16 protein-coding genes are annotated in these 20,237 nt (G+C 65.3%); 5 read left to right on the top strand and 11 right to left on the bottom strand.

Annotated features, from left to right (window positions below):
* Nucleotides 1-26: 26 nt before the first annotated feature.
* Nucleotides 27-767: an SDR family oxidoreductase gene (locus PF66_RS04445; RefSeq protein WP_054061992.1), complete on the bottom strand. Its 741-nt coding sequence runs from the start codon at nt 765-767 to the stop codon at nt 27-29.
* A gap of 124 nt (nt 768-891) precedes the next feature.
* On the opposite strand from PF66_RS04445, the gene PF66_RS04440 reads away from it, so the two are divergent.
* On the top strand, nt 892-1,782 hold the full coding sequence (locus tag PF66_RS04440) for a LysR family transcriptional regulator (protein ID WP_054061991.1): 891 nt from the start codon (nt 892-894) through the stop codon (nt 1,780-1,782).
* Nucleotides 1,783-1,791: 9 nt separating this feature from the next.
* Here PF66_RS04440 and PF66_RS04435 read toward each other — a convergent pair whose 3' ends face one another.
* Nucleotides 1,792-2,835, bottom strand: a complete 1,044-nt coding sequence (locus tag PF66_RS04435) for a LacI family DNA-binding transcriptional regulator (protein WP_054060580.1) — start codon at nt 2,833-2,835, stop codon at nt 1,792-1,794.
* A 210-nt stretch (nt 2,836-3,045) separates the two neighbouring features.
* On the opposite strand from PF66_RS04435, the gene PF66_RS04430 reads away from it, so the two are divergent.
* The 3 genes from PF66_RS04430 to mgrA all read left to right on the top strand — a co-directional run bounded on the left by PF66_RS04430 (nt 3,046) and on the right by mgrA (nt 8,166).
* Nucleotides 3,046-5,295, top strand: a complete 2,250-nt coding sequence (locus PF66_RS04430) for a TonB-dependent receptor (protein WP_054060581.1) — start codon at nt 3,046-3,048, stop codon at nt 5,293-5,295.
* 44 nt (nt 5,296-5,339) lie between these two features.
* Nucleotides 5,340-6,677 carry an LLM class flavin-dependent oxidoreductase gene (locus PF66_RS04425; protein WP_054061990.1) on the top strand — a complete coding sequence of 446 codons (1,338 nt, stop codon included), beginning with the start codon at nt 5,340-5,342 and terminating at the stop codon, nt 6,675-6,677.
* 451 nt (nt 6,678-7,128) lie between these two features.
* Nucleotides 7,129-8,166 carry an L-glyceraldehyde 3-phosphate reductase gene (gene mgrA / locus PF66_RS04420; protein ID WP_054060583.1) on the top strand — a complete coding sequence of 346 codons (1,038 nt, stop codon included), beginning with the start codon at nt 7,129-7,131 and terminating at the stop codon, nt 8,164-8,166.
* A gap of 193 nt (nt 8,167-8,359) precedes the next feature.
* On the opposite strand, the gene PF66_RS04415 is transcribed toward mgrA, so the two are convergent.
* Genes PF66_RS04415 through PF66_RS04405 form a run of 3 tightly spaced genes read right to left on the bottom strand, consistent with a single transcriptional unit; the run spans nt 8,360 to nt 13,577 of the window.
* The gene (locus tag PF66_RS04415; RefSeq protein WP_054060584.1) at nt 8,360-11,413 is read right to left on the bottom strand and encodes an efflux RND transporter permease subunit; all 3,054 of its coding nucleotides are present in this window, start codon (nt 11,411-11,413) and stop codon (nt 8,360-8,362) included.
* On the bottom strand, nt 11,410-12,480 hold the full coding sequence (locus PF66_RS04410; RefSeq protein ID WP_054060585.1) for an efflux RND transporter periplasmic adaptor subunit: 1,071 nt from the start codon (nt 12,478-12,480) through the stop codon (nt 11,410-11,412). The genes PF66_RS04415 and PF66_RS04410 overlap by 4 nt, the downstream gene beginning before the upstream one ends.
* A complete protein-coding gene (locus PF66_RS04405; protein WP_054061989.1) occupies nt 12,477-13,577 on the bottom strand; it encodes an efflux RND transporter periplasmic adaptor subunit in 1,101 nt (366 codons plus the stop codon). Before PF66_RS04405 ends, PF66_RS04410 begins: the two co-directional genes overlap by 4 nt.
* Before the next feature lie 170 nt (nt 13,578-13,747).
* Between PF66_RS04405 and PF66_RS04400 the strand changes: the two genes are divergently transcribed.
* The gene (locus tag PF66_RS04400) at nt 13,748-14,908 is read left to right on the top strand and encodes an AAA family ATPase (RefSeq protein WP_054061988.1); all 1,161 of its coding nucleotides are present in this window, start codon (nt 13,748-13,750) and stop codon (nt 14,906-14,908) included.
* A gap of 290 nt (nt 14,909-15,198) precedes the next feature.
* On the opposite strand, the gene PF66_RS04395 is transcribed toward PF66_RS04400, so the two are convergent.
* The 6 genes from PF66_RS04395 to PF66_RS04370 all read right to left on the bottom strand — a co-directional run bounded on the left by PF66_RS04395 (nt 15,199) and on the right by PF66_RS04370 (nt 20,082).
* Complete coding sequence (locus PF66_RS04395; protein WP_054058288.1) at nt 15,199-15,981, bottom strand: MetQ/NlpA family ABC transporter substrate-binding protein; 783 nt, start codon at nt 15,979-15,981, stop codon at nt 15,199-15,201.
* Between the two features lie 251 nt (nt 15,982-16,232).
* Nucleotides 16,233-17,129, bottom strand: coding sequence for a sigma 54-interacting transcriptional regulator (locus tag PF66_RS04390; RefSeq protein ID WP_054058287.1), 897 nt, complete (start codon nt 17,127-17,129; stop codon nt 16,233-16,235).
* 56 nt (nt 17,130-17,185) lie between these two features.
* Nucleotides 17,186-17,767, bottom strand: a complete 582-nt coding sequence (locus PF66_RS04385; protein WP_054061987.1) for an alpha/beta hydrolase — start codon at nt 17,765-17,767, stop codon at nt 17,186-17,188.
* A 320-nt stretch (nt 17,768-18,087) separates the two neighbouring features.
* Complete coding sequence (locus tag PF66_RS04380; RefSeq protein WP_054061986.1) at nt 18,088-18,489, bottom strand: ExbD/TolR family protein; 402 nt, start codon at nt 18,487-18,489, stop codon at nt 18,088-18,090.
* A 1-nt stretch (nt 18,490) separates the two neighbouring features.
* Entirely contained in the window at nt 18,491-19,216 is a 726-nt protein-coding gene (locus PF66_RS04375) for a MotA/TolQ/ExbB proton channel family protein (RefSeq protein WP_054061985.1), read from the bottom strand.
* Nucleotides 19,217-19,257: 41 nt separating this feature from the next.
* On the bottom strand, nt 19,258-20,082 hold the full coding sequence (locus PF66_RS04370; protein WP_054061984.1) for an energy transducer TonB: 825 nt from the start codon (nt 20,080-20,082) through the stop codon (nt 19,258-19,260).
* Nucleotides 20,083-20,237: the final 155 nt, after the last annotated feature.

The following is a 20,237-nucleotide window of genomic DNA, read 5'->3' as shown; positions in this document are numbered from 1 at the left end:
CGGTCACCCGGGAGCTGCGCGGACGATCAGACCAACCCACCATTGGCCCGCAGCACCTGCCCGTTGACCCAGCCCGCCGCCGGGCCGACCAGGAACGACACCACCTCGGCGATATCCTCCGGCTGGCCCAGGCGCTCCAGCGGCGGCATCCGCGCGAAGGTCTGGACCTGCTCCTCGCTCTTGCCCTGCAGGAACAATTCGGTCGCCACCGGCCCCGGGGCCACGGCATTCACCGTGATGCGCCGGCCACGCAGTTCCTTGGCGAACACCTGGGTCAACGACTCCACCGCCGCCTTGCTGGCGATGTACACCGCGTACCCCGGCAGGTTCAGCCCCACGGTACTGCTGGAGAAGTTGACGATGCGCCCATCGTCATTCATCCGCTTCGCCGCCTCGCGCAGGGTGTTGAAGGTGCCGCGGGTATTGATGGCGAACGTCTGTTCGAACAGCTCGTCACTGTGCTCGGCCAGCGGCAGCACCTTGAGGATGCCGGCGTTGTTGACCAGCACATCGACCTTGCCCAACTGCAACTCGACCTCATCGAACAACCGCGCGACATCGGCAGAGTTGCCCACGTCGGCCTTGACCGCTATGGCCGGGTGGCCGGCCTGGCGCAGTTCCACTACCAGCGCCGAGGCCTCGCTGGCACTGCTCGCATAGTTGATGGCCACTGCAAAACCCTGCGCAGCCAGCTGGCGGGCGACCACCGCGCCGATACCCCGCGAGGCGCCGGTGACGATGGCCACTTTTCGGGAGTGCTGAGTCATGTCGAATCTCCTGGGATGTGCGTTGAAGTGAAGCCAATTTCACATGTTTATCCAGGGCGATAAATGCGCGATAGTTGACCTGACTATTCAACAATCACCAACAATCGAGTGTCGCGGAGCCGCCATGGACCAGGTCAGGGCAATGAAGGTTTTTGTACGGATCTATGAGCGCAGCAGCTTCACCCTGGCCGCCGAAGACCTGAACCTGCCACGCGCCACCCTGACCCACACCCTCAACCAGTTCGAGGCCTGGCTCGGTACCCGGCTGCTGGAGCGCAGCACCCGCCGCGTGCGGCCGACCCTCGACGGCGAGGCCTACTACCCGCGTTGCGTGCAATTGCTGGCGCAGCTGGAAGACGCCGAACTGGCCTTCCGTACGGTGGCGCCCAAGGGCCGCCTGCGGGTCGACCTGCAGGGCACCCTGGCGCGCTATTTCGTGATTCCGGCGCTGCCGGCATTCCTCGAACGCTACCCGGAGATCGAGGTGTCGATCAGCGAAGCCAGCCACTTCATCGACCTGATCGCCGAAGGTGTCGACTGTGTGCTGCGCTCGGGCAACCTCGGCGACTCGTCACTGATCGGCAAGCGCGTGGCCAACCTGCGCCAGGTGACCTGCGCCAGCCCGGCCTATCTGCGCCGGCACGGCGAGCCGCGCAACCTGGCCGACCTCAGCCGGCACCAGGGGGTGAACTACGTGTCGCGGGCCACCGGCAAGCTGTTCCCCTTCGAGTTCATCGAAAACGGCGAGCCACGGGAAGTGCCGCTGGCCGGCCGGGTCTCGGTGTTCGGTGCGGAAATCTACGCGGCCTCGGCGGTGGCCGGGCTCGGCCTGATCCAGGTGCCGCACTATCGGGTGGCGGAACAGATCGAACAGGGCCTGCTGCGCGAAGTGCTGCCGGACCATCCGCCGCCGCCGATGCCGGTGTCGGTGCTCTACCCGCAGAACCGGCACATGTCGCCGCGGGTACGGGTGTTCGTCGACTGGATCAGCGAACTCTTCGCCGACGCCGCCTGAGGCAGCGGCTCAGGCGCTCTCGCGCTCGATCACCTGGCAGGTGAGCAGGTTCAGGCGCTGTACTTCATCCACCGGCAACACGCCCAGGCTCTCCAGCACCCGGGTCGCCGCCAGCACGCCGATGTCCAGCGCCGGCGGCTTGATGGTGCTCAGGCTCGGCAGGAGCATTTCGGCGAACGGGTAGTCGCCAAAGCCCAGCACCGCGCAATCCTCGGGGATCTTCAGCCCGGCGCGCTGCCCGGCCAACTGGCCGCCGGCGGCCAGGTTGTCGTTGGCGAAGATGATCGCGTCGGGCCGGGTCGCCCCGCTCATCAGCGCCTGCATCGCCTGCTTGCCGGCCTCGAAGGGTGCCAGACCGGCCTGTGGCGCGAACACCCAGGGCTCCAGCCCCAGCTCGCGCACCGTCGCCGCATAACCGTCGCGGCGCTCCAGCGCACTGAAATCGCCGGGGGCGCTGTTCTGCACGAAGGCGATGCGCCGATAGCCCTTGCCATGCAGGTAGCGGGCGGCGCTGACCCCGACTTCATGGTGGGAAAAGCCGATCTGCAGCGGCCCGCGCTGCGGCTGGTAGTCCCAGGTCTCGACCACCGGGATATCCGCCTCGGCGATCATCTTTTCGGTGCCCGCACTGTGGAAGCGGCTGGTCAGCACCAGGGCCGCCGGTGACCAGCCGAGAAATGCCCGAACCGCGCTTTCCTCCTGCTCCGCCGAGAAGTAACTCGACGCCAGCAGCAACTGATAGCCATGCCGATTGAGGGTGTCGCTGAAGCCCTGGATGGTGTTGGCGAAGATCGGTCCGGAGATGTTCGGAATCACCATCGCGACGATCCGCCCGCGGGCCGAGGCCAACCCGCCGGCCACCAGGTTCGGTACATAGCCCAACTGCTCGACCACCGCCGCGATCCGCTCGCGACGCTCGGGCGAGACCTGCTCGGGGTTGTTGAAGTAGCGCGAGACGGTGATCGCCGACACCCCGGCCTCCTGGGCGACCGTGCTCAGGGTGACCCGCCCGGCCCCCCGGCGCTTGCGGTTTGGCGCTTTGTCAGCAGTCAAGGATGCGACCCTTATTGAAAACCAAAAGGAATATAAAAGTAATTTTTCAGTATTGGACGGTCTATATCGACCTTTCCGATACTGGCGATGTTAGCGCTAACAAAACGCTTTGTCTGCCTGCTACTCGCTCGAGCGAATGCCCCAAGACAAATCAGGCGCTGTCGACGCAGAGCGACGGCGGTTCAGGGTCATTTTTCGAGCGGGCAACACATGCACAACAGATTCGGGGAGCAACACACACTGGCACGGGCGATCCAGGCCGCCACGCCGCGGCGCCCACACCTGGCCTGGCTGCTGGCCGGGTTGGCGGCACTGCCGTCGCCCGCGGTATTCGCCGCCGACACCGGCAGCGACCAGGAGCCGACACTCAAGGCGGTCACCGTCACCGCCACCCGCCGCGAGGAATCGCTGCAAAAGGTCCCGGTGGCGGTCTCGGTGGTCGATGGCGAGCAGTTGGAACGCGACAGTCGCAACGGCGTCTCCAGCATCGTCCAGCAGGTGCCGACGCTGAACTTCCGCACCGGCGCGTCGAACAAGGACACCTCGCTGTTCGTCCGCGGCGTGGGCACCATTTCCACCTCGCCCGGGGTCGAGCCGACCGTGGCCACGGTGATCGACGGCGTGGTCTACAGCCGCCCCGGCCAGGCCACCCTCGACCTGCTCGACCTCGACCGCATCGAAGTGCTGCGCGGCCCGCAGGGCACGCTGTTCGGCAAGAATGCTTCGGCCGGTGTGCTGAACATGGTCACCAAGGCACCGACCGCCGAAACCCACGGCTACATCGACCAGTCGTACTTCAGCGGCAACGAAAGCCGCACCCGCTTCGGCATCGGAGGCAGCCTGGTGCCCGACACCCTCAAGGGCTCGCTGACCACCCTGTTCGGCAGCTACGACGGCAACGTCGACAACAAGGCCAACGGCCAGGAAGTCAACGGCTACAACCACAAGGGCGTGCGCGGCAAGCTGGAGTTCACTCCCAACGAGGACGTGACACTCACCCTCGCCGCCGACTACATGCAGTCCCACGACGACGCGCCCAACGGCGTGGTCAGCAAGTCCCTGAGCCCGGCCTTCACCAACGCACTGAACCCGGTGCGGCCGTCCTCCGACAACCGCGACATCAACACCGATACCCGCAGCTACGTCGACGACATCAACAAGGGGCTGTCCGCCCAGCTCGACTGGAGCCTCGGTGACTACACCCTGACCTCGATCACCGCCTGGCGCGGCTGGAACAACCACCAGTACCAGGACGGCGATCGCCTCGGCAGCGTCACGGCGGCCTTCCCCGGCACCGCCGACCGCGGCGCGCTGGACTTCAACCAGTACTCCCAGGAAATTCGCCTGGCCTCGCCCAAGGGCCAGTTCCTGGAGTACGTCGGTGGCCTGTTCTACCTGCACGGCAAGGACGAAGAGACCTACCAGCGCACCCTGACCACGACCACCAGCGTCAACCGCGGCGTGGCCGACTACAGCACCACCAGCGACAGCTACGCGGTGTTCGGCGAGAGCACGCTGAACTTCACCCCGACCTTCCGCGGGATCGCCGGCCTGCGCTACACCCACGACGACCTGTCCTACGATCACCGCCGCGTCTCGACTTCCGCGACCACGGTCAGCGGCATACAGCCGGCCACCAGCAGCCATGGCTCGGTGGACGAGGACGGCTGGTCCGGGCGCCTCGGCGTGCAGTACGACCTGAGCGACAGCGTGACCAGCTACGTGACCTACTCGCGTGGCTACAAGGGCCCGGCCTACAACGTGTTCTTCAACATGCAGCCGCGGGACACCAACGCACTGAAACCGGAAACCTCCAACACCTGGGAAGCCGGGATCAAGGCCACCAGCTGGAACAACCGCCTGACCACCAACCTGGCGGTGTTCCACAGCGACTACGACAACTACCAGGCGAATTTCTTCGACACCGTCGCCGGGCAGGTGGTGACCCGCCTGATCAACGCCGGCAGCGTCAGCACCGAAGGCGTGGAAGCCGACTACGCGCTGCAGGCCACCAGCAACCTCAAGCTCTCCGGCGCCCTGGCCTACACCAAGGCACGCATCGACGAGTTCTCCTGCCCGCCGGGTGCGGCGGCCAGTTGCAACGTCAACGGCAAGCCGCTGCCGTTCAGCCCGGACTGGAAGAGCTATGTGCGTGCCGACTACACCGTGCCGCTGAACAACGGCCTGGACCTGGAACTGGGCACCGACTTCAGTTGGCAGAGCGAAGTGCAGTACGACATCGCCCAGAACGTCGACACCAGACAGGGCGCCTACGGCATCTGGAACGCGAGCATCGCCCTGGCCGACTACAACCAGGGCTGGCGCGTGGCGCTGCTGGGGAAAAACCTCGCCGACAAGTCCTACTCGCCGTTGCTGGCCAGTGGCGGCAACTACATCTACCGGGCCGTGCCACGGGATGACGAACGCTACTTCGGTATCCAGGTACGTAAGGATTTTTGAGCCGTTGCGTGCACAACCCTCAATCAACCGCCAAGGAACCTGCCATGACCCAAACTCCGCGCCAGTTGAAACTCGGTGCCTTCCTGATGGCCACCGGGCACCACGTCGCCGCCTGGCGTCACCCGGAGGTGCCGGCCACCGCCGGCCTGAACTTCGCCCACTACAAGCAGTTGGCGCGCATCGCCGAGGCGGCGAAGTTCGACGCCCTGTTCGTGGCCGACAGCGTCGCCGCCGCCGAAGGTGAAATCGCCAGCCGCATGGCCCGCTCGGATCACTTCGAGCCGCTGACCCTGCTCTCGGCACTCAGCGCGGTGACCGAACGCATCGGCCTGATCGCCACCGCCACCACCAGCTACAACGAGCCGTACCACGTGGCCCGCAAGTTCGCCTCGCTGGATCACCTGTCGGGCGGACGCGCCGGCTGGAACCTGGTGACCTCGGACGCCGCCGCCGAAGCGCTGAATTTCGGCCGCAGCGAACACATCAGTCACGCAGAGCGTTATGCGCGGGCCCGCGAGTTCCAGCAGGTGGTCACCGGCCTGTGGGACAGCTGGGAGGACGACGCCTTCAGCCGCGACAAGTCCAGCGGCCAGTACTACGACCCGGCCAAGCTGCACGTGCTCGATCACCAGGGCGAACACTTCCGCGTCCGCGGCCCGCTGAACGTCGCCCGCTCACCCCAGGGCCAACCGGTGATCGTCCAGGCCGGCTCGTCGCAGAGCGGCCTGGAACTGGCCGCGCAAACCGCCGAAGTGGTGTTCACCGCGCAGTCCTCCCTGGCCCGGGCCCAGGCGTTCTACGCTGACCTCAAGGGCCGCCTGGCGCGCTTCAACCGCTCGGCAGAGGCTCTGAAGATCATGCCGGGCGTGTTCGTCGTGGTCGGCCAGAGCGAGAGCGAAGCCCGGGAGAAACACGAGGCGTTCCAGGCACTGGTCGAGCCGCAGGTCGGGGTCGCCCTGCTCGGGCGCATGCTGGGCAACTTCGACCTGTCGGGCTATCCACTGGACGGCCCGTTGCCCGAGCTGCCGCTGACCGACAGCGGCCAGCAGAGCCGGCAGAAACTGCTGACCGAACTGGCCGGCACGGAAAACCTGACCCTGGCGCAACTGGGCCGACGCATCGCCGGTGGCCGTGGGCACTACAGCCTGGTCGGTACACCGACACGGATCGCCGACGAGTTACAGGCCTGGTTCGAACAGGGCGCGGCGGACGGCTTCAATGTACTGGTACCGCACCTGCCGGGCGGGCTGGAAGACTTCGCCACCCACGTGGTGCCGGAACTGCAGCGCCGCGGGCTGTTCCGCCGCGAGTACCAGGGCACCACGTTGCGTGAACACCTGGGGTTGGAGCGGCCGGCAAACCGCTTTGCACTACCTTTGTAGGGCTGGCCGCAGGCCAGAAAAACGCTGCCGGACGACGATTTGATCATTTTTTGAGCAAAATCAGTCACCAAATCGTACTATATCGTAATACGTAGTACTTGTACTGACTGTAACTTTTTGAATCTTCTATAGATTGCTGGACAAAAACGAAGTTTCGCCGGAGGGTCAAAAGTAAGCAGGTATGTACTAACTTGTACTGACCAAAAATTACCCAACCATGGAAAATTGAAAGTCAAGCGCAAATTTTCGGAGCAGGCAGAAATTCGCCGGCCAGGAAATTTGCGCGAGCGACGACACGCCCGGACCGAAATCCGGAAAAACATGAAACGTTTCAGTCACGGATCGAATCCGAGACAGGTGTGGTCTGTCCAAGGCGTATGCTGGTTGATCCGGACCGCAATAGAAGTGGGCGCTGCCCTGTGAAATTTTCCGCGCAATGAGAGAGGATTCGATGACTTATCAAGCTGCCGAAAACCGCTACGACTCCATCCCCTACCGCCGCGTCGGGCGCAGCGGCCTGGTGCTGCCGGCACTGTCCTTGGGGCTGTGGCACAACTTCGGCGACAGCACGCCGATCGACACCCAGCGCGCCCTGCTGCGCACCGCCTTCGACCTGGGCATCAACCACTTCGACCTGGCGAACAACTACGGCCCGCCCTACGGCAGTGCCGAAATCAACTTCGGCCGCCTGCTGCGCGAGGATTTCAGGCAGTACCGCGACGAGCTGATCATCTCCAGCAAGGCCGGCTGGGACATGTGGCCCGGCCCCTACGGCCAGGGCGGCGGATCGCGCAAATACGTGCTCGCCAGCCTCGACCAGAGCCTGCAGCGCCTGGGCCTGGACTATGTGGATATCTTCTACTCGCACCGCTTCGACCCGGACACGCCACTGGAAGAAACCGCCAGCGCCCTGGCCACCGCCGTGCAGCAGGGCAAGGCGCTGTACATCGGCATCTCGTCGTATTCCGGGGTGAAAACCCGCGAGATCGCGGCCCTGCTCAAGGAATGGAAAGTCCCGCTGCTGATCCACCAGCCGGCCTACAACCTGCTCAACCGCTGGGTGGAAAAGGACCTGCTGGACACCGTCGAGGAGCTGGGTACCGGCGTGATCGCCTTCACCCCGCTGGCCCAGGGGCTGCTGACCGACAAGTACCTCAACGGCATTCCGCAGGACGCGCGGATCAACCGTCCGGGCGGTGGCTCGCTGCGCGAGTCGCACCTGTCCGAGCAGAACATCGCCCATGTCCGCGCCCTCAGCGAAATCGCCAGGCGCCGCGGCCAGAGCGTGGCGCAACTGGCCCTGGCCTGGACCCTGCGTGATCCACGGGTGACTTCGGCGCTGATCGGCGCGAGCCGGCCGGAGCAGATCGTCGAGAACGTCGGGGCGTTGCAGAACCTGGCGTTCAGCCAGGAGGAACTGGCGGAGATCGACCGCTTTGCCCGGGAAGGCGGGATCAACTTGTGGGAGAAGCCGTCGACGGCCGAATGATTGTCGCCCGCCCCGCCCCCTCATCGCGGGCGCAGGCAACCTCCCCGTTTGGCACCACCCTGCAGGCGCAGGCGGTGCGGCCACCCGACTTGCCCGCGAAGGTTTTAGCGCCCTTGAGGCCCCTTCGCGGGCAAGCCGCGCTCCTACAATATCGCGGGCGCAGTCCAGCACCGGGTGGATGCCATACCAGGCCTCAGGCCGCGTCGCGTTTCGGCTCGCGAATCCGGTACCACGCCACATACAGCGCCGGCAGGAACATCAGCGTCAGCACCGTCGCCGCGACAATGCCGCCGATCATCGCGTAGGCCATCGGCCCCCAGAACACTTCCCGGGCAATCGGGATCATCCCCAGGCTCGCCGCCGCCGCCGTCAGCAGGATCGGCCGCCGTCGGTGTTCGGTCGCTTCCACCACCGCGTCCCACGGCTCGTAGCCATTGCGCTCGTATTCGTCGATCTGGGTCACCAGTATCACCGAGTTGCGAATGATGATGCCGATCAGCGCGAGAATCCCGAGGATCGCCACGAAACCCATCGGCGTGCCGGTCGGCACCAGCGCCAATACCACGCCGATCAGCCCCAGCGGCGCAACGCTGGCCACCAGGAACATCTTCTGCACGCTGTGCAGCTGGATCATCAGGAAGGTCGCCATGAGGAACAGCATCAGCGGCACCACCTGGGCAATAGGCCCCTGGGCCTTGCCGCTCTCCTCCACCGTACCGCCGGTGACCACCTTGTAGCCCGCCGGCAGGCCGGCGGCGAACCGGTCGATATCCGGCTTCAGTTGCCGCACCAGGTCGGTCGGCTGGATGCCGCCACGCACGCCGGCCTTGAGGGTGATGGTCGGCAGCCGATCGCGCCGCCAGACCAGCGGCTGCTCCAGCTCGTAACGCACCGTGGCGAACGCCAGCAGCGGGATCGAGGTACCGTTGGGTGTGACGATCTGCAGGTTCTGCAGGGTTTCCGGCGTACCGCGCTCGCTGTCTATCGCACGCCCGACCACGTTGATCAGGTAGATGTCGTCTTTCACCTGGGTCACCGGCGCGCCGCTGACGATGGTGTTCATCAGCTTGGCGACGTCCTCGGATGACAGGCCGAATTGCCGTGCCTTGTCCTGGGCGATGTCGATGCGCAGGACCTTGCCCGGCTCGTTCCAGTCGTAGATGGTCTCGCCGACATTGGGGTTGCGGTCGAGGATCGTCGCCAGCTCGATGGCGTGCTTGCGCACCTGGTCGATGTCCTTGCCGCTGACCCGGTACTGCAGCGGCCGCCCCACCGGCGGGCCCATCTCCAGGGTCTGGACGAAGCTGCCGATGCCGACGAAGTCGTCACGCAGGCGCTTGTTCAGCCGATCCATCAACGCCGCGCGCTGCTCCAGGCCCTTGCTGACGATGATCAACTGCGCGTAGTAGGGGTTCTGCAACTGCTGGTCGAGCGGCAGGTAGAAGCGGATCGCGCCCTCGCCGATGTAGGTGCTCCAGCGCAGGATGTCCGGGTCGTCCTTGAGGCTGGCCTCCAGCCGGTCCACCGCCTTGCGGGTCTCGTTGATCGAGGCGTTCTGAGGCAGGTTGAGGTCCACCAGGATCTCCGGGCGGTCCGAGGACGGGAAGAACTGGTTCTGCACGAAGCGCATGCCGAACACCGACAGGGCGAAGATCAGCACCGTCAGGCCGATGGCCCACCAGCGATTGCGCAGCGACCATAGCAGCCCGGCGTTGAAGGCCCGGGCCACCCGGCCATTGCCACTGTCGTGGGCCTTCACCTGCTCGCTGAGAATGTGCACGCCGATCACCGGGGCGAACAGTACCGCGACGATCCACGACACCAGCATCGCCACCGCGATCACCGCGAACAGGGTGAAGGTGTACTCGCCGGCCGAGCTGGCGTTGAGGCCGATGGGCACGAAGCCGGCGACGGTCACCAGGGTCCCGGTGAGCATCGGAAAGGCCGTGGAAGTGTAGGCGAAGGTTGCCGCCTGTTCCTTGCTGTCGCCCTTTTCCAGCCGGGTGACCATCATCTCCACGGTGATCATCGCATCGTCCACCAGCAGGCCAAGGGCGATGATCAACGCGCCGAGGGAGATGCGCTGCATGGTGATGCCGCTGTACTCCATGAACACGAAGACCATCGCCAGCACCAGCGGGATCGAGCAGGCCACCACCAGCCCGGCGCGCAGGCCGAGGGCGACGAAGCTCACCACCAGCACGATGATCACCGCTTCGAACAGCGCGCTGGTGAAGCCGCCGACGGCCTTCTCCACCACCTCGGCCTGATCGGAAACCTTGTGCACGCCGACCCCCACCGGCAGGTCGGCGGTGAGGCTGTCCATGCGCTCGTGCAGGGCCTTGCCGAACGCCTGGATATTGCCGCCCTTCTTCATGGCGATGCCGAGACCGATGGCGGTCTGGCCGTTGTAGCGGAACAGCGGCGTCGGCGGATCGACGTAACCGCGGCTGATCTCGGCGATGTCCGCCAGCCGGTAGAAGCGATCGTTGAGCTTGAGATTGACCGCCTGCAGGTCCTTCTCCGAGGCATACTGCCCGGACGCGCGCACCGAGATGCGCTCGGGCCCGGCCTCGATCACCCCGGCCGGCGTCACCGCGTTCTGCGATTGCAGGCTCTGCACCACCTGGCGCTGGTCGATGCCCAGAGCCGCCAGCTTGCGGGTGGAGAAGTTCAGGTAGAGCACCTCGTTCTGCTCGCCGATCATCTCGATCTTGCCCAGCCCCGGCACATCGCGGATCTGCGCGCGAACCTGCTCCACATAGTCGCGCAGCTGGCGCATGCTCAGACCGTCGCTGGTGAAGGCGTAGACCGAGCCGAACACATCGCCGAACTCGTCGTTGAAACCCGGGCCCTGGATGTCCTGGGGGAACTCGCCGCGGATGTCGTCGATCTTCTTGCGCACCTGGTACCAGATCTCCGGAATGTCCTTGCCGCTGGTGGTGTCGCGCAGGTACACGAACACCGTCGACTCGCCGGGCCGGGTGTAGCTCTTCACATAGTCGAGGGAGTCGAGTTCCTCGAGCTTCTTCTCGATACGGTCGGTGACCTGTTCCAGGGTCTCGTCCACCGTGGCGCCGGGCCACTTGGTCTGGATGATCATGGTCTTGATGGTGAAGGACGGGTCTTCCTCGCGCCCCAGGTTGATGTAGGAGAACACCCCCATCAACAGCGCGACGAACATCAGGTACCAGACGAACGACTGGTGTTTGAGTGCCCACTCGGACAGGTTGAAACTCCCTTTCATCGTGGGTTTTCCTCGTCGATTCTGACTTTCTGTCCGGGTTTGAGACTGTTCACCCCGGCGCTCACCACCTTCTCGCCGGCCTTGACCCCCGAGCCCAGCAGCATCGTCTCGCCCTCGCGGCTGACAACCTTGACCTCACGGGGCGAGACGGTTGAGGTCTGCGGGTCGACGATCCAGACCTGCGTCCTGCCCTGGCTCTCCCACAGCGCCGACAGCGGCAACTGGGTGCGCGGCTCGATGGCCGAGCTCAGGGTCACGCTGATCGACGTGCCCAGGCGAAACGCCGCCGGGGTTTCGGCCAGGGTCAGCCGGGCCCGTCGGGTACGGGTGGCGCTGTCGGCCTGGGGCTCGATTTCCCGCAGGCGGGCGGTGGTGTTGACGCTCGGGTCGAGCTGGCTGGCGACGCGGAACTCGACCCCTTCGCGCAACTGGTCGGCCAGGGCGGCCGGCAGGTCGATCACCGCTTCCTTCACGTCCGGCCGGGCCAGGGTGACCACCTCCTGGCCGGCGCTGACCACCTGGCCGGCCTCGACCTTCCAGTCGGTGACCACCGCGGCGTGGTCGCTGCGCAGTTCGGTGTAGCCCAACTGGTCCTGGGCCTGGCCGACCGAGGCACGGGCCTGTTCGCGGGAGGCGCTGGTGGTTTTCAGGTCGGTCTGGGCCACGTCCAGTTGCGCCTGGGCACCGACGCCCCGGTCGAACAATTCCTGCTGGCGGCGGGCATTGGCCTGGGCATTGATCCACTGCGCCTCGATCCGCGACAGGTCGCCCTGGGCCGCGCGCAACTGGTTCTGCTGATCGGTCGGGTCGAGGCTGGCCAGCAGCGCACCCTGGGCCACCTCGCTGCCGACATCGACATGGCGCCGGGCAATGCGCCCCGAGACCCGGAAGCCCAGGGTGCTCTCGTAACGGGCCTGGATGCTCCCGGCAAACCGCCCGAGGCTCTGCACCGACTCCGGCCTGACCTCGATGAACAACACCGGCCGCACCGGTTCCGGTGCCGGCTCCTGCTTCGAGCAGGCGGCGACCAGCAGGCCACCGAGCAACAGCAGCGACAGACGCTTCATGGCGGGTTCCCTCCGGCGACCTGGGCCGATGGCTGGGCGATCTCCACCAGCATCCCCGGATGCAGCAGTTGCCCACCGGCGACCACGACCTTTTCGCCGCCCTGCAGGCCCTCGCCGATCAAGACATGGCCGGTCAGGTAGCGCGCGACCTTGACCTGGCGCAGGCTGACCTTGCCGGCCTCGTCCACCAGCCACACGGCGGGCTCGCTGACGTCCTTGGTCAGGGCCGACCAGGGCAGTTCGATACTGGCCTTGGCCGGCGCCGTCACGGTGGCGCTGACCACCGAGCCGAGGTCCATGCCGGCCGGCAACGGCGCCAGGGCCACCTTGACCTGCACCGTGCCGCTCTGGGCGGAGACCGCCGGGGTCACCTCGCGGACCTTGCCCACCGCCTTGATCGCCGGGTTGTCGAGCAGGGTCACGGTGATCGGCTGGTCCTGCGGCGGCTCCACCAGCAGCGACTCGTAGACATTGAACACCGCATCACGCTCGCCATCGCGCGCCAGACTGAAGATCGGCATGGTCGCCTGCACCACCTGGCCGACCTCGGCCTGGCGCGCGGTGATCACCCCGGGCGCCTCGGCGATCAGCGCGGTGTAGCCCAGTTGCTCGCGGGCATTGGCCAGTTGCGCCTGGGCCGCGGTCAACGCACTCTTGGCGCTGAGCAGGCCGGCCTGGGCGGCATCGTATTCACTGCGGCTGGTGTAGCCCTTGGGCAGCAGCTTCTGCTGGCGGACGAACGCCGCGCTGGTCTGCTGCACCCGAGCCTGCTGGGCGTTGACCTCGGCCTGGGCGCTGTCGACGTTGGTCTGCAGATCCTTGGGATCGAGTTTGGCGAGCACCTGTCGGGCGGAGATTCGCGCGCCGACATCGACGTTACGCTGGATGATCTTGCCACCGACGCGGAACGACAGATCGGTCTGCACCCGCGCCTGGATATCGCCGGTGAGGGTGACGGCGGCACCGAAGTCCTGGCGCTGAACCTGTTCGACGAAGACACGCGGGCGTAACGGTTCCGGAGGTTTTTCATGGCCGCAACCACTCAGGAGCGCCAGCGACACCAAGGCGACTTCCCACTTCATTCGACGCCCATTCATACACACTCCTTCGCGTAATACCTACTCGCAGTGTCGTTACGACTGATAGCGTAGAACAGGGTTCCGTCTCTGCACGACGATGCCGTTGATCTGTGGCAGCGCGACTGCGAATCGGTGTTTCGCGGCGGCCAATCGGGCACACTGGAGGTTCAATCGCCAGGACCCGTCCCATGCTCAAGACCCTCGCCGTGGCCAACTATCGCTCGATCAACAAGCTGGTGGTGCCCCTGGAGCGCCTGAACCTGATCATCGGCCCCAACGGCAGCGGCAAGTCCAACCTGTACCGCGCCCTGCGCCTGCTGGCGGAAACCGCCCAGGGTGGGGTGGTCAACGCGCTGGCCCGCGAAGGCGGGCTGGACTCGACGTTCTGGGCCGGCCCGGAGACGATCAGTCGACGCATGCGCAATGGCGAGGTCGACGTGCAGGGCGTGGTGCGCCAGGGGGCCAAGCGCCTGCGCCTGGGCTTTGCCGGCGAAGACTTCAGCTACGCCATCTCCCTGGGGCTGCCGGAGCCGAGCAACTCCTGGTTTTCCCTCGACCCGCAGATCAAGCGCGAATGCATCTGGGCCAGCGCCCTGTATCGCCCGGCCAGCCTGCTGGTGGATCGCTCCGGGCCGATGGTGAAAGCCCGCGGCGAACAGGGCTGGGAAGTGCTGGCGCAGCACACGCCGACCTTCGACAGCCTGTTCGACCAGGTCGGCAACCTGCGCAGCTCGCCGGAGGTGCTGTTGCTGCGCGAGCACATTCGCGGCTGGCGCTTCTACGATCACTTTCGCAGCGATGCCGACGCACCGGTGCGCCAGCCACAACTGGGCACACGCACACCGGTGCTGCATCACGACGGCCGCGATCTGGCGGCGGCGCTGCGCACCATCATCGAGATCGGTGATCCACAGGCGCTGCAGGAAGCGATCAGTGACGCCTTCCCCGGCTCGCGACTGGGCATCGCGGTAGCGCCGGGCGCACGCTTCGCCATCGAGTTCCACCAGGACGGCCTGCTGCGTCCGCTGTCCGCCGCCGAACTGTCGGACGGCACCCTGCGCTACCTGCTGTTGGTGGCGGCCCTGCTGACACCGCGGCCACCGACGCTGATGGTGCTGAACGAACCGGAAACCAGCCTGCATCCCGACCTGCTGCCGGCGCTGGCACGGCTGATCATCCGCGCGTCGCAACACTGCCAGGTGTGGGTGGTGTCCCATGCCAGCCGGTTGATCGCGGCCTTGCAGCAGGACTCGGCGTGCAACGCCATCGTGCTGGAGAAGGTGCTCGGCCAGACCCAGATCGTCGGCCAGGGCATGCTCGACGAACCGGCCTGGAAATGGCCGGACTGAGCGGACGATCCTGAATTTGCCGGATAGTCGGCGGGCAGCTATTTTCCTTGCAGCGGGTACGGATCTTTTCCCGCGAAGAACGCTCCAAGCACGGACGAAAACGGTCCGGTCGGTGACCGTTCCATAACAAGGAAGACACTATGGCCCAGGTACAAGCGCCGCAAAAACTCGACCCAAAGGACATCGTCAAACTGCTGGTGGCGTTGCGCCGGGCGGTGAAAGCCCAGGCATAAAAAACGCCGACGCTAATCGCTCGTCGGCGTTCAAACCTTGAAGGGGTTGTCGCTGGATCAGAACGCCGGCAGCACCGCGCCCTTGTACTTCGAATCGATGAAAGCCTTCACTTCAGGGCTGGTCAGTGCCTTGGCCAGCTTCTGGATGGCGTCGCTGTTCTGGTTGTCAGGACGGGCCACCAGGAAGTTCACGTAAGGCGAGTCCGAACCCTCGATCAGCAGGGCGTCCTTGGCCGGGTTCAGGCCGGCTTCCAGCGCGTAGTTGGTGTTGATCAGGTCCAGGTCGACCTGGTCCAGAACCCGTGGCAGCAGAGCCGATTCCAGTTCCTTGAACTTGAACTTGTGTGGGTTCTTGGCGATGTCCTTGGGCGTCGACAGCGCGTTTTTCGGGTCCTTCAACTCGATCAGGCCCTTGCTCTGCAACAGCAGCAGGGCGCGGCCGGCGTTGCTGCCTTCGTTCGGGATCGCGATGGTCGCGCCGTCCTTCAGTTCGGACAGGCTCTTGACCTTCTTCGAGTAGCCGCCGAACGGTTCGACGTGCACACCGATCACGGTGACCAGGTTGGTGCCCTTGCCCTTGTTGAAGCCATCCAGGTAAGGCTTGGTCTGGAAGTAGTTGGCGTCCAGGTGTTTCTCGGCGACCTGGGTGTTGGGCTGTACGTAGTCGGTGAAGACCTTCACTTCCAGATCCACGCCTTCTTTGGCGAGGGTCGGCTTGATCAGTTCGAGGATTTCCGCGTGCGGAATCGGCGTGGCCGCCACCACCAGTTTTTCCCCAGCCTGGGCCAGGCCAGCGGTCAGAGCAGCCGCCAATGCAGTAAACAGCAGAACCTTTTTCATGCAGTGTCCTTATCGAAAATCACGGTCGTCACCGACGACAGCCTGGAGAAGAGAGGTGCAAGCAATTTGATATCGCTTGCATGGAATGGAAGATACCGGGATTTTTTATTCCCGAACAATACCTTTTATTCATCTTCATATTCCATTTTGCTCATACAGCTTTCCCCGCCTTGCACCACACCTGTAGGAGCAAGTCACAGGGAACGCACACGCCGCAGGAGGAATGAGCGCTCCACAGCATAGACGTTCGATCAATCCAACAGACGCTTGAGCGCCGCCCGCTCCTCGGGCGAACTGCCGGCAAGCAGGTGCTCGATCACCGCCAGCGGCTGCGGCAGGTTCAGGTGCTCCGGCAGGATTTCGTCGCCACTGCTGACCAGCAGGGCGAAGTGAATGACGTTCTCCAACTCGCGGGTATTGCCCGGCCAGCTGTGGCGTTCCAGGGCGCGCTGGGCACTTTCGCTGATCAGCGGCACCGGCAGGCTCAGCCGCTGGCTGTAGATGCCGAGGAAATATTCGGCCAACGACAGGATGTCGCCCACCCGCTCGCGCAGCGCCGGCAGCTCCAGGCGGCCTTCGCTGAGGTAACTGTAGAGCCGTTCGTGAAACTTGCCCACCGCGACCGCCTGGGCCAGGTCGATACTGGTCGCCGCGACCAGCCGCACGTCCACCGGGCTCGGCTGGTGTGCGCCGACGCGGGTGACTTCATGGTTCTCCAGGGCCGCCAGCAGCTTGATCTGGATCGGCAGCGGCAGGTCGCCGATCTCGTCCAGGTACAGGGTGCCACCATTGGCCGAGCCGAACCAGCCGGCGCGGCTGCTCGCCGAGCCACTGTGGGCCCCGGCCGCATGGCCGAACAGCTCGGCATCGGCATAGGTCGGGCTGATGGCGCCGCAGTTGACCGAAACGAACAGCCCGCCCCGATCGCTGGCCCGGTGAATATGCCGGGCCAGCAGCTCCTTGCCGCTGCCGGTTTCGCCGCGGATCAATACCGGCAGCGCCTTCGGCGCCAGTTGTTCAAGCTCCTCGCGCAGTTGGCGCGAGCGCGGATCGACGAACACCAGCGCCTTGGCGCGAATGCTCAGCGGACTTTTCTCCGCATCGGGAAAGGTCAGCAATGGCTGACCGAAGGTTTCATGCAGACTCATGACAGACTCCCGCCCGGATCCGCCGGGTGGCGGGGGCGTTGAACGAGGAAAGACATTCAGGCGCGGCGCAGGGAATGGTGTTCCATGCGGGTTTGCAGGCGATACAGGTAGGCGAATCCCTGCTCCCAGCGCTGGTGGCCGGACTTGACGTTGATGTGCCCGGCACCGCTGATGATGCCGGCCTCGGCGCCCCACTGGCGGGCCAGTTCCAGGGCGCGCGGGGCGCTGACCGCCGGATCGTTGTCGGAGGCGACGACCTGGCTCGGGAAGGGCAACGGATCGCCCGGGATCGGCGCGAAATGACGCAACGCTGGCGCGCAAGCGGGCCGCTCGACATCGGCCGGGGCCACCAGCAGCGCCCCCTGGACCTGATGCAGCAGGTGCGCCGGCGCGGTGCGGGCCCAGTGGGCCACGGTGATGCAACCCAGGCTGTGGGCGATCAGGATCACCGGCGTGCTGTCGGCGGCGATGGCTTCGGCCAGGGCCGCGACCCAGTCTTCGCGGCGGGGCGTCAGCCAGTCGGCCTGTTCCACCCGCGCGCTGTTGGGCAGGCTGTTCTGCCAATGGGTTTGCCAATGATCTTCTGGCGATCCTTGCCAGCCCGGCACGATCAGATAACGAATCGACTCGTTGCGCATGGGGTACACCTCCTCCAGCGTTTGCGTTCCTGATCGAGTATAGGGAGGCGAGATATATTCGTTAAGGAATAAGAAGCTATTTATTAATACCAATAAGAAATATCAGAGCATCCCCTTGTGGGAGCGAGGCTTGCCCGCGAACCGCCCATGGGCGGCCATCCAATCCGGTTTCTGATGGCGGCCTACGGCGGTTCACGCCGATTCGCCGCCCCGACAAGCCTCTCACCTACAGAAGCTCCGACGGCACACGCCTGGCGGAAATAAAAAAGGGCCGCACCCTGCCAAGGAAACGGCCCGAGAAACGCGAGGTTCGGTTGCGGTCAGCGTGCGGTGATCACCGACAACTTGGTGATGCCCGCCCGCTCGATGGAGGCCATGGCTCGCGCCACTTCGCCGTAGTTCACGCCATTGTCGGCCTGCAGTTGCACGCGCAGTTCCGGGTCCTTGGCCTTGGCTGCCTGGAGGTTGGTTTCCAGCAGGTCGGGCTGGATCTCGTCCTTGTTGATGAACAGCTTGCCGTTGCCGTCGATGCTCACCACCAGCGGGTCCTTCTGCTCCACCGGCGCCACCGCTTCGGTCTTGGGCAGGTTGATCGGGATCGCGTTGGTCAAAAGCGGCGCGGTGACGATGAACACCACCAGCAGTACCAGCATCACGTCCACCAGCGGCGTGACGTTGATCTCGCTCAGCACTTCATCGCTGTCTTGAGTGGAAAAGGCCATGTCAGGACGCCTCCTTCACTTTCTGCGTCGAACCCTGGGCAGCGCCCTTGTTCACGGTCGGGTGCACCAGCACGCGGAACGCGCTCTTCTGCGCCAGGCTGTAGAAGTCGTGGGCGAAGTCGTCGAGGTCGGCGGCGGTGAGCTTCAGACGCCGCAGGAAGTAGTTGTAGACCAGCACCGCCGGCACGGCGACGGCGATGCCGACACCCGTTGCCACCAGGGCGGCACCGATCGGCCCGGCCACGGTTTCCAGGCTGGCGGAACCGGCGGCGCTGATGCCTTTCAGGGCTTCCATGATCCCCCACACGGTCCCGAACAGACCGATGAACGGCGAGGTACTGCCGATACTGGCGACCACCGCCAGGCCGGTTTCCAGCGAGCGTCGCTCACGCACGATCTGCTGACGCAGGGCGCGCTCCAGACGGTCCTGGTGGTTGATCGCCTGGCTCAGGTCGGCGGCAGGGCTGCCGTCACCAACCTGGATCGCCGCATAACCGGCCTGGGCCACACGGGCTGCGGCACCGGGCTGGGTTTCGCTCAACTCGGCGGCCGAGTCGAGGCTGGAGGCGGCCCAGAACTGTTTGTGGAAGCGCCGATCCTGGCCTTTCAGGCGACCGAACTGCACCGCCTTGAGCAGCGCCAGGCCCCAAGTGACGACGGAGAAGACCACCAGCAGCCAGATCACCGCGCTTTCGATGGATTGAAGTGGAGATGCCAGTAAACTCATGATGTGTTCCCTCTAAAAACGTTCAGCGCATTGGCGGCCGGTCAGTGGATCTTGAAGTCGATGGGCACGCTGACCCAGCCGACCTGGGCGACATCGCCCTGTTTGGCAGGGACGAAGCTCCAACGCTTCACCGCTGCCAGGGCAGCGTCGTCGAGTTGCTGGCGACCACTGCTTTTCTGAATCTGTATCTCGCCCGGTTTACCGCTGGCCAGGACCTGCACCCGCAGCACCACCGTGCCTTCCCAACCGCGACGCTGAGCCAGCGACGGGTATTCCGGCGCCGGGTTCTTCAGGTACGCGGCGTTGGCCGACGCAGGCGTCACCGGGGCCGGAGCAGGCGGCGCCGGCGGTGCCGGTGGAGCGGGCGGCGCGGCGGGCTGCGGCGGTGCGGGCGGTTGCTCGACCGGCTTGGGCACAGGCTTCGGCTCAGGCTTGGGCACCGGTTTCGGCTTGGGCTTGGGGATCGGCTTGGGCGGCGCGGGCTTGGCCGCCAGTTCGTCGACCACCGGTGGCGGTGGCTCCACCACGGGAGGTGGCGGCGGAGGCTGCACCGGCGGTGGCGGTTCGACCACGGGCGGTGCCGGCTGGGAGAACTCGATGGTCATCGGCGGGATTTGCGGCGGTACCACTGGCAGTACCGGGGTCTGCTGCCGGCTCAGCCAGTAGATCACCGCGCCATGCAGCACCAGGGCGAACGCCCCGAGCAACACCGCCTCGCGCCGGCTGAGAATGCCCTTGGGGGCTTTCTGCAGGCGCAGTTGCCCCAGCGGCGCACGGTGCGGCCGGCCGAGATCGACCAACTCGCCACCCGGTGCCTGGCGCCAGAGCACCTCATGTGCACTGGCAGCGGTCTGGACATTGCCCATTGAATCACTCCTGCGGTCTTCAGCTAAAAATCGTCGCGGCGCACGTGGGGGCCTTGAGGTGTCGATGATCCCCGCAGGCTGCTTAGTCCTTAAAGTAATCTTTGAGGTTATGGATATGCCTAAAGTGAATATGTATTTTTGCCGATCCGCGCAAG

Origin of the sequence: Pseudomonas asplenii (genome assembly GCF_001293465.1) — a bacterium.
Taxonomy (GTDB): domain Bacteria; phylum Pseudomonadota; class Gammaproteobacteria; order Pseudomonadales; family Pseudomonadaceae; genus Aquipseudomonas; species Aquipseudomonas fuscovaginae_B.
This window is presented reverse-complemented; position numbering and strand designations above follow the sequence as displayed.